This is a genomic window from Ureibacillus thermosphaericus, from assembly GCF_002370195.2.
Lineage (GTDB): Bacteria > Bacillota > Bacilli > Bacillales_A > Planococcaceae > Ureibacillus > Ureibacillus thermosphaericus.
The window spans coordinates 195,001-207,776 of the sequence record NZ_AP018335.1 but is presented as its reverse complement, the minus strand read 5'-3'; the positions used below and the strand labels follow the sequence as shown (position 1 = coordinate 207,776).

Annotated in this window: 12 protein-coding genes and 1 riboswitch (1 of these 13 running past the window's edge); of the genes, 9 read left to right on the top strand and 3 right to left on the bottom strand. The window is 35.8% G+C overall.

Translation table 11 applies throughout. The annotated features are described in order from the left end of the window. Positions 1-6: 6 nt before the first annotated feature. Together UtA1_RS01010 and UtA1_RS01005 are read right to left on the bottom strand one after the other, a co-directional pair. Entirely contained in the window at positions 7-780 is a 774-nt protein-coding gene (locus UtA1_RS01010; RefSeq protein WP_016838952.1) for an ABC transporter permease, read from the bottom strand. A gap of 3 nt (positions 781-783) precedes the next feature. Then, on the bottom strand, positions 784-1,512 hold the full coding sequence (locus tag UtA1_RS01005; RefSeq protein ID WP_016838953.1) for an ABC transporter ATP-binding protein: 729 nt from the start codon (positions 1,510-1,512) through the stop codon (positions 784-786). Positions 1,513-1,736: 224 nt separating this feature from the next. On the opposite strand from UtA1_RS01005, the gene UtA1_RS01000 reads away from it, so the two are divergent. The 7 genes from UtA1_RS01000 (at position 1,737) to guaA (ending at position 10,837) form a co-directional block, all read left to right on the top strand. Then, entirely contained in the window at positions 1,737-3,197 is a 1,461-nt protein-coding gene (locus UtA1_RS01000; RefSeq protein ID WP_096549761.1) for a nicotinate phosphoribosyltransferase, read from the top strand. A gap of 9 nt (positions 3,198-3,206) precedes the next feature. Next, positions 3,207-4,040, top strand: coding sequence for an ammonia-dependent NAD(+) synthetase (gene nadE, locus UtA1_RS00995; protein WP_126434379.1), 834 nt, complete (start codon positions 3,207-3,209; stop codon positions 4,038-4,040). Positions 4,041-4,239: 199 nt separating this feature from the next. Next, a complete protein-coding gene (locus UtA1_RS00990; protein ID WP_096549759.1) occupies positions 4,240-4,587 on the top strand; it encodes a hypothetical protein in 348 nt (115 codons plus the stop codon). A gap of 341 nt (positions 4,588-4,928) precedes the next feature. Next, positions 4,929-5,873, top strand: a complete 945-nt coding sequence (locus UtA1_RS00985) for an AAA family ATPase (RefSeq protein ID WP_016838958.1) — start codon at positions 4,929-4,931, stop codon at positions 5,871-5,873. Beyond that, a complete protein-coding gene (locus tag UtA1_RS00980) occupies positions 5,870-7,054 on the top strand; it encodes a DUF58 domain-containing protein (RefSeq protein ID WP_016838959.1) in 1,185 nt (394 codons plus the stop codon). Before UtA1_RS00985 ends, UtA1_RS00980 begins: the two co-directional genes overlap by 4 nt. Then, positions 7,051-9,222, top strand: a complete 2,172-nt coding sequence (locus UtA1_RS00975) for a transglutaminase TgpA family protein (RefSeq protein WP_096549758.1) — start codon at positions 7,051-7,053, stop codon at positions 9,220-9,222. The genes UtA1_RS00980 and UtA1_RS00975 overlap by 4 nt, the downstream gene beginning before the upstream one ends. A 67-nt stretch (positions 9,223-9,289) precedes the next feature. Beyond that, positions 9,290-10,837 carry a glutamine-hydrolyzing GMP synthase gene (gene guaA, locus UtA1_RS00970; RefSeq protein WP_172597797.1) on the top strand — a complete coding sequence of 516 codons (1,548 nt, stop codon included), beginning with the start codon at positions 9,290-9,292 and terminating at the stop codon, positions 10,835-10,837. 213 nt (positions 10,838-11,050) lie between these two features. Here the strand turns inward: guaA and UtA1_RS17975 are convergent, their stop codons facing one another. Further along, complete coding sequence (locus UtA1_RS17975) at positions 11,051-11,179, bottom strand: S-layer homology domain-containing protein (protein WP_408647334.1); 129 nt, start codon at positions 11,177-11,179, stop codon at positions 11,051-11,053. Between the two features lie 34 nt (positions 11,180-11,213). On the opposite strand from UtA1_RS17975, the gene UtA1_RS00960 reads away from it, so the two are divergent. Together UtA1_RS00960 and UtA1_RS00955 are read left to right on the top strand one after the other, a co-directional pair. Next, a complete protein-coding gene (locus UtA1_RS00960) occupies positions 11,214-11,399 on the top strand; it encodes a hypothetical protein (RefSeq protein WP_096549756.1) in 186 nt (61 codons plus the stop codon). A gap of 237 nt (positions 11,400-11,636) precedes the next feature. Next, a riboswitch (purine riboswitch) is annotated at positions 11,637-11,738 on the top strand. A gap of 133 nt (positions 11,739-11,871) precedes the next feature. Next, positions 11,872-12,776, top strand: partial view of an NCS2 family permease gene (locus UtA1_RS00955; protein ID WP_016838963.1) — the 5' portion only. 427 nt of this gene lie beyond the right edge of the window; only the first 905 of its 1,332 coding nucleotides appear in the window; its start codon is at positions 11,872-11,874; its stop codon lies off the right edge, out of view.

Here is a 12,776-nt window from a genome sequence, read left to right as displayed (position 1 = left end):
TACTTGTTAATCATTATTTTTTTGTGACAAGTTATGTGTGATAAATTGCATTCGTTCATTAAATAACGTTGGATAACTTAAGAAACCAATTAAAATGCTGGACAAAGTCGCTGTTGTAAGTAAGCCAAATAAAATTAATAGTTGGAATTGCACTGCTTGCACTGGATCGGCACCACCGATAATCTGACCGCTCATCATTCCGGGTAGTTGTACTAAGCCAATCGTTTTTTGACTTTCAATGGTAGGGATTACGCTTGTTTTAATAGCATTTATCAATTGATTGTGAATGGCTTGCTTAGGAGTGCCACCAAGAGATAATATCAGTTCTATGATTTCTACATTTGCCTCAATTTCTGCTGTAAACCGGTTTAAAAATAAAATGGACAACACCATGGAATTTCCTAGCAACATCCCGCTGATTGGAATAATGTATTGGGCGGTAGGCGGAATAATTTGAAAACCAATCAAAATTCCTTGAGTCACTATTTCAATAACAATCAACGTAAAAGCAATTTTCCATGTAATTCCTTTGATATTTTTTCCTTTTTTACGGGCGTTTAGTGTAGCTACCGTGATCATCAATAGCACCATTAAAATAATATAAAAAAAACTCTCGGAATCAAAGACAAATTTTAATACATAACCGACAAAAAATAGTTGGATAACAGATCGAACGGTTGCGATGATTGTGTCCTTTTCCAAACCTAATTTTAATGTTTTGGAAAGGATGAGTGGGATGAGTACAAACGCAAGAGTCAATGCGAGGGAAGTATATGTCATGTTTTACGCCTTCCCCTCTACGAATTGTTGAATTCGTTTGTTTGTACTATGATCAAGCAAGCTGCTTTCTCCACTTTCAACGAGCTCCCCACCCATCATCACCCAAGTATAGTCACCAACTCTTTTTGCCTGCCCCAAGTTATGTGTGATCCAAATGATTGTCACGTTATATTTCCTATTAATGCTTAATATTAGTTGTTCAATTTCATTTGTTGATGTTGGGTCGAGAGCGGATGTGATTTCATCTAATAAGAGTATTTTTGGTTGGTTCATTAATGTTCTAGCAATCGAAACTTTTTGTTTTTGTCCACCAGATAAATTATGGACATCTCTGTATAAAATATTCATATCTAATGAAACGTCTTCTAAGGTTGAGATCGCTTTCTTTTCCGATAACAATTTGTTTTGTAAAGTCATTGGTAAAGCTAAATTATCATATACTGTTCCTCTAATTAAAGGAGCATTTTGAAGGGCAATTCCAACATATTGACGCAAGGAAGTCGGGCTGAACTCATTAATATTCTTGCCATCAATTATAATATCCCCTGATGTTGGTGAAATTAATCCATTGCACATTTTCAGAACGGTAGTTTTTCCTGCTCCAGATGGACCTACGATCGTTGTAATTTTTCCCTTGTAAAAATCGCCGGTAACATCTTTTAATATGAAAGAACTATTTTTTTCGTAATGAACGTGTTCAAAATGAATGGTAACTTCCAAAGGTTGCGTCATAACAATCTCCTATTCAAAATGTTGATAATGGTCAATAAGTGATATGTGAAGATGCTAAGGTCATCATAACTTTTATATAGAACAAAAGAAAAATAATTACAAATTATATGTGTTATTACAAAAAGGATGTTTATAATAATTAAATATAATTTATTTAAAATTTCGATTAGAATAATGGAATAGTGTATACTAGGACTAATGAATAATGGAAGAAGGAGTTCCTAATGAAAGAAATATATAAGGATGATTCATTAACTTTGCACACAGATTTATATCAAATCAATATGGTGGAATGTTATTGGGCAGACGGTATTCATGATAGAAAAGCTGTATTTGAAATTTTTTTCAGAAAACTTCCTTTTGGGAATGGATATGCCATCTTTGCAGGGCTTGAACGGATTATTGAATACTTAAAGAATTTCCGTTTCACTGAAACAGATTTGGCCTATTTACGAGAGTTAGGATATGATGAGGAATTTCTCAATTATTTAAGTTCTTTACGTTTTACAGGTTCCATGTATTCAGTAGTTGAAGGGGAAGTTGTTTTTGCTAATGAACCGATTGTTCGCATCGAAGCTCCCCTAGCAGAAGCCCAACTAATAGAAACAGCCCTACTAAACATTATTAATTTTCAAACATTAATTGCAACAAAAGCGAGCCGTATAAAGCAAATTGTAAAGGAAGAAGCTGCTGCAGAATTTGGTGCTCGCCGTGCACAAGAGATGGATGCAGCTATTTGGGGAGCACGGGCTGCAGTCATTGGCGGTTTTGAATCAACTTCCAATGTTCGTGCAGGGAAAATATTTAATATACCTGTATCTGGTACCCATGCTCATGCGTTTGTCCAAGCTTATAAAAATGAATACGATGCTTTTAAAGCCTATGCAAGACGTCATAAAGATTGTGTATTTTTAGTAGACACTTACAACACGTTAAAATCAGGCGTACCAAATGCAATACGTGTAGCTAAAGAATTAGAAGGGCAAATCAATTTCGTAGGAATTCGTCTTGATAGCGGTGACATTGCCTTTTTATCAAAAGAAGCGAGACGTATGCTAGATGAAGCTGGCTTTACTAATACGAAAATTATTGCATCCAATAATTTAGATGAATACACCATCCTAAACTTAAAAGCTCAAGGGGCTAAAGTGGATTCTTGGGGAATTGGAACGAAACTCATAACTGCCTACGATCAGCCGGCATTAGGTGCTGTATATAAAATGGTCGCGATTGAGAATGAGCTAGGTGAGATGGAAGATACATTAAAAATTACTTCAAATGCTGAAAAAGTAACGACACCAGGATTAAAAAGAGTGTTTCGCATTGTGAATAAAGAAAACGGAAAAGCAGAAGGGGACTATATTACAATGGCGGATGAAAACCCGCAAGAAGAGAAGCGTCTAAAAATGTTCCACCCTGTGCATACGTTTATTTCAAAATTTGTTACAAACTTCGAAGCGAGAGAATTACATAAACAAATCATCGATGAAGGTGCCATCGTATATGAAAGTCCTTCAGTGATGGAAATGCAACAATATGCAAAGGAAAGTCTAGAATTATTATGGGATGAATATAAACGCTCTCTGAATCCTGAAGAATATCCTGTTGACCTTAGCCAAAAATGTTGGGATAACAAAATGCAAAAGATTCAAGAAATTCGCGATGCGATTGAAAATATCGAATAATTTAGGGGGATGCTCTTGGAAAGTTTACAAAAACAAATTATTGAAGAGTTGCGTGTACTTCCGAAAATTGATCCAGCAGAAGAAGTTCGAAAATCCATTGATTTTTTGAAGGAATATGCAAAGAAACATCCGTTTGTTAAAGGATTTGTCATCGCAATTAGCGGTGGGCAAGATTCAACACTAGTTGGAAAACTGACTCAAATGGCAGTGGATGAGTTAAATGCTGAAATTGGCGAGCAGATATATTCTTGTTACGCGGTTCGCCTTCCCTACGGTGAACAAAAGGATGAACAAGATGCTCAAGATGCGTTAAAGTTTATCCAACCTACTAAAGTTATTACAGTTAATATTAAAAAGGCGGTAGACGCTAGTATTGAAGCATTGAAAGAAGCGGGAATTATTTTGAGCGATTTTGCTAAAGGAAATGAAAAAGCACGTGAACGAATGAAAGTGCAATATTCCATTGCGATGATGACAAACTCGGTTGTTGTTGGTACGGATCATGCCGCTGAAGCAATAACAGGTTTTTACACAAAATATGGCGATGGTGGAGTCGATCTAGTTCCGATTTTCCGATTAAATAAGCGCCAAGGAAAACAGTTGCTTAAATATTTAGGGTGTCCTGAACATTTATATATGAAAACACCTACAGCCGACTTAGAAGATGAAAGACCGCTATTACCAGATGAAGAAGCTCTTGGGGTTACTTATGAAATGATTGATGATTATTTAGAAGGAAAAGCTGTTCCGGAGGATACAAAAAAAATAATTGAAGGCCACTACTTACGATCAAAACATAAACGTCATTTACCTATCACAATCTTTGATGATTTTTGGAAGTAAATGAACATCATTTTATGAAGAGAATTCGCATACATTATTTGTAGCGAATTCTTTTTTATATGCATTAAATGTATTGGAACGAAAAAATAAAAATATAAATTTAGTACAAATTTCATATTGTAAAATTTCATTTTAATCAATTTATTCCGATAATATAATAAAAAAGTTGGTAAATAAACAGGGAATGGAGGTGAGCGCATTGAGAACTTCTCGTATTCAACCTGTTGCGAGTAGCACTTATTCGAAGCAATATTTACACACAAACAATGAACAAGTATTTCGAGTGATGGATGAAGGAAGAGGAAATCATCCGTTTTCGAAGAATCCTCGAGAACAGCGGAAAAATCGAAGTAAAAGTAGTGCTGTTCAATCACGCTTATCCAATACGGTTTTAAATCGCAACGCAAAAAGAATGTTTATTGTAGGGCAACAATTTGATGGTGAATCGATGGAAAAAATGCGAAAAAGATTATTACAACATAAAGAGAAAATCAAGAGGGCAAGAAATAAGAAAGTTCTCATCCGCGCTTACCGCACTTCTATTTGAAAACAAGATATAAAATAAATGGAAGAGCAATGTTTTACAGCCAGTAACAAAGATATGGATTTATCCATAAAGTATAAACATTCCATCACCTCGCGTCTTTTATAAATCTTTGCTCCTTCTGTATTTGCTATCCTTATCGCAAATGGGCCGTCTCAAAATCATTTCAGACGGTTCATTTTTTTTGTTTAATTTTTCGGTAAAAGGTGGAAACTATACTAATGTATAATCTTAACTTTTTTAAATTGTAATTAGTTGTCTTTTAACTGAAGGTTCGTTTATGCTTTATTTATGTTATTTTGTGTAAATTCTGACTTTTACACAAAGATCAGGAGGATTTATGTATGCATCCAAAAATTGAAATGATAATCAAAAATATTGAGAAAGTAATGATTGGAAAACGAGAAGTCGCAGAATTGAGCATTGTCGCATTGCTTGCTAGTGGACATGTACTGCTTGAAGATGTGCCAGGAGTAGGAAAGACAATGATGGTGCGTGCTCTTGCGAAATCCGTGAGCGCAGATTTCAAAAGAATTCAATTTACTCCTGATTTGTTACCTTCTGATGTCATTGGCGTTTCAATCTATAATCCAAAATCATTGCAATTTGAATTTAGACCAGGTCCGATTGTTGGAAATATTATTTTAGCAGATGAAATTAATAGAACTTCTCCTAAAACGCAATCGGCTTTACTTGAAAGCATGGAAGAATCATCAGTGAGCATCGATGGAGAAATGTTTGAGTTACCGAAACCGTTTTTTGTCATGGCTACACAAAACCCGATAGAATACGAAGGCACATTTCCTTTACCAGAAGCACAGTTAGATCGTTTTTTAATGAAAATTCATATGGGCTATCCAACAGCACTAGAAGAAATAGAAATTTTAAGAAGAGCTGAAAAATCAGCACCGATTCAAAATTTAGAACCAGTGATTACAATAGATGAATTGTTAGCGATACAAGACGAAGTGAAAAACGTCTATGTAGATGATTCGGTAAAAGGCTATATTGTTCAGTTGGCTAGAGCCACTAGGGAAGAACCAAATGTATATTTAGGAGTTAGTCCAAGGGGAACTCTTGCATTAATGCGAGCATGTCAAGCATATGCGAAAATACACAATCGGGATTTTGTAAAGCCTGATGATGTACAATACTTAGCTCCCTTTGTTTTCAGCCACCGCATTATTTTAAAACCGGAGGCACGCTATGAAGGATTGACGGTGGATGAAATTCTAAACAATATCATTACAAAGTCTGTCATCCCTATTAGAAGGTTTGTAGAAAAATGAGTTATTGGAACAGAATATTCAGCAAGATCGGTCGCTTTATCGTCAATATCTTATTAATTCTAATTACCTTCAGTTATGCCATGTTTCAAGGTGGGTTTGTCAGTTGGTTTTTATTTTACACATTAATTCCATTTTTGCTTTATTCCTTAGTTCTCAACTTTATTCCTGTACGCATAGAGGAAGTTAAGAGGGAAATCCACCCTACCAAACTAGTGAGAGGCGATGGAGCGTCCGTCACAATTCATTTTAAAAATAAAACATGGTTTCCATTAGCATTTGTAACAGTAAGGGAGATTGGACTGAAAGATGATATTGTTGCAAAGTCTAAAGGGTGTTCAAACATTTTTTTTGCGGGATTTAAAAGAAGCTTTCATTGGACGTATGAGATACCTGAATTAGAGCGAGGAGTTATTGAATTTTCAACATTACAATTTACTTTTACCGATTTTTTTGGTTGGACGGTACGACATAAATTTGTAGATGTAAAACAAAAGGTAATAGTATATCCAAAAATAACGGAAATGAAATATCGCCAATTCCAACGGCATATTGATCAAGGTGGAGTGTTAGCTCCTTTTGCTTTCTTGAAAGATACTACTTTGGTTTCAAGCGTTAGAAATTATCAAGCTGGCGACCGGTTTTCTTGGATTCATTGGAAGTCATTTGCGAAGGATGAAACGTTAAGGACGAAAGATTTTGAAGTGCGGCAAAGCCATGAAGTAATGCTTGTGTTAGATGCTACTGTGAAAAGACATTTTGAAGAAGTGGTGGAATTAGCAGCATCAGTCTTGCAAACCATTGTAAAAAATCATGGAGAAGTATCATTTTTCATTGCAGGAGATGAACAAGTTTTTTATCCACAACTGAAACAAAGTCAATTCGGGAATATTATGAAACAACTATCGTTGGTGGAAGCGAGTGATTCAAAAAATATAGAATGGATATTAACAAGAGAGGGCAAGACACTCGATTCTTTCATGCTGCTTTTTACAGGTGAATTAACAGAGTCGTTAAGAAATTTCTTTATGAATCACTCGAAAAAGACAAAAGGAATTATTTGTTTTGTCTTGTCATCCCAACAAGAAATAGGACAAGCGAGGGAAGAGTTTTTCAACGTAACTATTATACCAATTACAAAAGAGAGGTTTAGTGATGTCTTCACGGAGGTGATAAAACCGTGAAAAATGGAGCTTATAAAACAATAGAACTTGCACTATATTACGTTCTTATTTTTTTTATATTACGGGAATGGTTGACGCCTATCATGAGCGTTACAGGAATAGGGTATGTGGATTTAATCTTGTTATTTATTGCTCTGTGCCTCGCTATTAGTTTGTTCCGTTTACCAATTTTTATTTCATGGATTGTGAAAATATCTTATATTTCATGGTTTATCGTTTATGTGTATAGTGATTTATCGATTTTTTCAAATGAAGGCATTCAGTTTCTGTTGAATGAATTATTGTACAATTTTGCTTTGATGTTTCAAGGAGAATTTTTTCATATAACGAACTCTTTCCAATCTATTTTATTTTTTATTCTCATTTGGATGCTTGTTTATTTAGTACATCATTGGTTAACGGTAAGAATGAATATTTTTTACTTCCTTGTGTTAACGGTAGTATTCATTGGTATTTTAGATACATTTACTGATTACGATGGGACGACGGCCATTGTTAAAGTCGTGCTGCTTGGATTATTAATGATGGTATTTTTGTTTGTGAAAAGGCTCATGTTGCAATCAGGTATATCGTTCAATTGGTATAACTATTTAAAACTTGCATTACCTGTTCTGCTGATGATAGGAATGGTTGTATTGGTAGGGGCGTTATTGCCGAAAGCATCCCCACAATGGCCAGATCCTGTTCCGTATATCAAAACTATGGCAGGACAAGGAAATGGGTTGGGCGGCCCTGTGAAAAAAATCGGTTATGATGAAGATGACTCCCAACTAGGAGGATCGTTCGTTGGGGATGATACAGTTGTTTTTATTGCTCATGCTACGACAAAGCAATATTGGCGGGTTGAAACAAAAGATGTATACACGTCAAAAGGTTGGGAGACGTCGCATTCAGATGAATTGGCATCCATTCCACTTGGGGAGCCGATTCATCATTTTCACTCATTGCCAGTGGGACCTGATGAAAAAAGGCAATTTGCCCATATAGAACTAAGATACCCATACGATTTTATTATTCAACCGTATGGACTTATTTCCATCGATGCAAGAACAGACGTGGAAAACCCAATTCGTCTGATTATGAATCTTGAAACGGAGAAAATATCTACAGATTATGCTGGGGAGTTTTTGTATCACGTTGAGTATAGCACTCCGGAGTATTTATATAGCGATTTGACTTCAACAATTCAACAACCCATTGATTCTAGCATTCAGGAAAAATATTTACAGTTGCCAGAATCCCTACCTCAAAGAGTCATTGATTTGGCAAAGGAAATTGTTGAGGGGGAAGAAAGTGATTATGATAAAGCTCGCGCAATCGAAAGCTATTTTCGTTTAAATGGCTTCCGCTATGAAACGGAAGGGGTGCCTGTTCCTGATGAGGGCCAAGATTACGTTGATCAATTTTTGTTTGAATCAAAAATCGGTTATTGCGACAACTTCTCAACAGCGATGGTTGTCATGCTGAGAGCGGTGGGGATTCCAGCTCGTTGGGTTAAAGGGTTTGCTGGAGGCGAAGTGATTGCAAGTGACGGTGATTTAAAAACATATGAAATTACAAACAACGATGCTCATTCTTGGGTAGAAGCATATATTCCAAAGGTTGGATGGGTTCCATTTGAACCAACAATTGGTTTTACTACAAATCGTAACATTCATTACGATTTTGAAACGGATGCTTATCAGGATGATATGTTAACAGTAGATGAAGATACGGAACCTGACAAACTAAAAGATGAACAAAATGAGGAAATGAAACAACGTAATGTTGAGTTTACAAGTTTTAAGAATTGGCTTAACCATATCGGACCTATATTAAACATTGCCTTTATTGGAATAGTTATGGCGAGTATACTATTATTTATTTTCCGCAAAAGATGGATGCCGAAATTGTATAGTCGGTGGCTGAAACATCAAACTATTAATGAAGCAAGTTTTGAAATCATTTATTTGAGACTGTTGAAAGTGTTGGAATTAAACGGATTGCAGAGGAAAGAAGGTCAAACGTTACAATCTTTTGCGAAAGAAGTTGATGAAATATTTTCTTCTACACATATGTCACAGATTACGGAAGCCTACGAAAATTATATCTATGGTAATAAACAGCAAATTGACTACGGAAAAGTGAAAGAATGTTGGGAAAATTTAATCAATCGCACTAGTAGTTGATTTTATATATGAGTAAGAGTAAAATTTAAAAAATTATAAGGCAGTAAATATAGAAGAGGTGTAAATCGTGACGACTCAATTAAAAGAACAAGAAAAAATCGTTGTTCTCGACTTTGGAAGTCAATACAATCAATTAATTACCCGACGAATTCGTGAATTTGGTGTATTTTCGGAGCTCTTGCCTCACACACTTTCTGCTAAAGAAATTAAAGAAATGAATGCGGTAGGGATTATTTTTTCAGGTGGTCCAAATTCAGTATATGACGATAATGCTTTTAAAGTCGATGAAGAGATTTTTAATTTAGGTTTACCGATTTTAGGAATTTGTTATGGTATGCAATTAATCGCCCATACTCTTGGCGGTAAGGTAGAAAGCGCAAATACTCGTGAATATGGTAAGGCAGAAATTGAAATTACAAAAGACAATCCATTGTTCGGCGACCTTCCAAAAGAGCAAGTGGTTTGGATGAGTCACGGCGACCTTGTAACTCAATTACCTGAAGGTTTCGAAACAATTGCAACGAGTCCAAGTTGCCCAATTACTGCAATGCAAAATGAAGAACGAAAATTATATGGCGTTCAATTCCATCCAGAAGTGCGTCATTCTGTTCATGGAAATGATATTTTACGTCATTTCGTATTTGATATTTGTGGCGCAAAAGGCGATTGGACAATGGAAAATTTCATTGATTTACAAATCAAAAAAATCCGCGAACAAGTAGGCGACAAAAAAGTATTATGTGCCCTTTCAGGTGGTGTGGATTCATCTGTTGTTGCGGTATTAATTCATAAAGCAATTGGAGACCAATTGACTTGTATGTTTGTCGACCACAACCTTCTTCGTAAAGGTGAAGCGGAGGGCGTAATGGAAACATTCGAAGGTAAATTCGGAATGAAAGTCATTAAAATCGACGCTCGTGAACGCTTCATGAACAAATTAAAAGGAGTAACAGACCCTGAACAAAAACGCAAAATCATCGGAAATGAGTTCATCTATGTATTCTCCGATGAAGCAAGCAAATTGAATGATATGGATTTCCTAGCACAAGGAACTTTATATACAGATATCATTGAGTCTGGTACAGCAACTGCTCAAACAATTAAATCTCACCATAATGTGGGTGGCTTACCAGAAGATATGAAATTTGAATTAATTGAACCATTAAAAACATTGTTCAAAGACGAAGTTCGAGAACTAGGTACTCAGCTTGGTTTACCGGATGAAATTGTTTGGCGTCAACCATTCCCAGGTCCAGGTCTTGCTATTCGCGTATTAGGAGAAGTAACAGAAGAGAAACTAGAAATCGTTCGTGAATCCGATGCAATTTTACGTGAGGAAATTGCAAAAGCTGGCCTTGATCGTGAAATTTGGCAATACTTCACTGTATTGCCTAACATTAAATCTGTAGGTGTTATGGGAGACCAACGCACATATGATTATGCGGTTGGTATACGTGCGGTAACTTCCGTTGACGGTATGACTAGTGATTGGGCACGCATTCCTTATGACGTGTTAGAAAAAATTTCTACTCGTATCGTAAATGAGGTGCCACATGTAAACCGCGTACTTCTTGACATTACATCTAAGCCACCTAGCACAATCGAGTGGGAGTAAACAGAATACCTGCTTTATGAATCAACAATCGACTTTCCTTTATCCAGTTCTTCATGGATAAAGGAAAGTTTTTTTGTGTTTTTTATTGCTTGTACAAAGCAGAAAAAGATTTGGCCATGTATGAAATATAGTATTGATATTTCTTATTTACATCACAAAAAAATAAAAAGGATCATCCAATCCAATGATTGAATAATCCTTCAAATGCGGTCTTTATTTCGAAGATGCATTCAGCGAACGCATGATGAACGTTGCAAATTGTTGTCTCGTTACAGGAGCGTACGGATTATAAGTTGTCGGAGTTGTTCCTGTTGTAATTTCATGATGGTAAAGTACTTCGATGTTTTTGTATTGCTCATATGAAGGGGAGATGTCTGTGAATGGAAGATCACTTTTCCCCTGTGATTGGAATGCTTTAGTTCTTTTGGAAATTATTGGTGAAAGACGGAGGAAAATGTTTGATCAACTCATTCGGTCAAAAGTGCAATGGCTAGTGGATAACGATCAGGAAATTATCGAAACTTTAGCGATGAACTTAATAAACAAGCATTTGGAGATATGATATATCACGAAGTACTAATATATCTCCAAAAATTGAAATGCTCCCTAATAGGTGGATAAAAAGTGAAAAATCCAACCTATTAGGGAGTTTTTTATTGTCATAAGAAAACTTATAAAAGAAAATAGGGAACATAATTTTTGGGAAAAGCGGAATGAATTTCACGAACTTTATTTTAAAAATATAAAAAAATGTTCGTGATTAGGGTTGAAAAGCGAAAAATAAGATGATATATTACAGGAGTAAAAATTAAAAAAACGTCGTATAATGTCGAGAATATGGCTCGATAGTCTCTACCAAGCTACCGTAAATAGCTTGACTACGACTTTATAGATAGAATTCATGCTTCTATGAATTCGTTTATAAAAGTTGTAGTCATGCACTTGTTGCATGACTTTTTATTTTTCGTATGTTATTCGAAAGGTAGGACATACTGAAGCTATCTGGACATAGGCGACGAGAGACGGAGGAAAATATGAAAAAATATTTTCAATTTGATGAACTAGGAACATCTTATAAGCAGGAGATTATCGGTGGTATTACAACCTTTCTAGCGATGGCGTATATTTTGGTTGTAAACCCATTAACGCTAACGTTGGCAGATATTCCTGATTTACCAGATGAATTAAGAATGGAATACGGTGCGGTATTCGTTGCAACTGCAGTTTCTGCTGCAATAGGATGTTTCATCATGGGGATTTTTGCAAAATATCCGTTGGCTTTAGCGCCTGGCCTTGGGTTAAACGCATTTTTTGCTTACACTGTTGTACTATCTCACGGAAGTCCATGGCAACATGCATTAGCAGCTGTATTCATTTCATCTGTCTTCTTCTTTATTTTAACTTTAACTGGTTTACGTGAAAAATTGATTAATGCCATCCCGATGGAATTGAAACTTGCGGTAGGTGCAGGTATCGGTTTATTTATCGCGTATATCGGATTGAAAAATGCAGGAATTATTGTAGCGAATGGAGCAACAGTTATTGGGATGGGGAATTTAAAAGATCCTCAAGTGTTGTTATCTATTTTTGGAATCTTAATAACAGTAATATTAATGGTTAGAGGATCTAAAGGCGGCGTTTTCTATGGTATGGTCATCACGGCTATCGTTGGTATGATTTTTGGACTTATAGATAAACCTGCGTCTATTTTATCAGCTCCTCCAAGTATTGCGCCAACATTCGGTAAATTATTTACAGCATTTTCTGATCCAAGCTTTTATTCATTATCAATGCTTTCAGTAATCTTAACATTCTTATTCGTTGACTTTTTCGATAATGCAGGAACGCTTGTTGCGGTAACAAACCAAGCTGGATTTGTAAAAGATAATCGTTTGCCACGTGCAGGCAGAGCGTTGATTTCAGATTCAATCGCATCAAT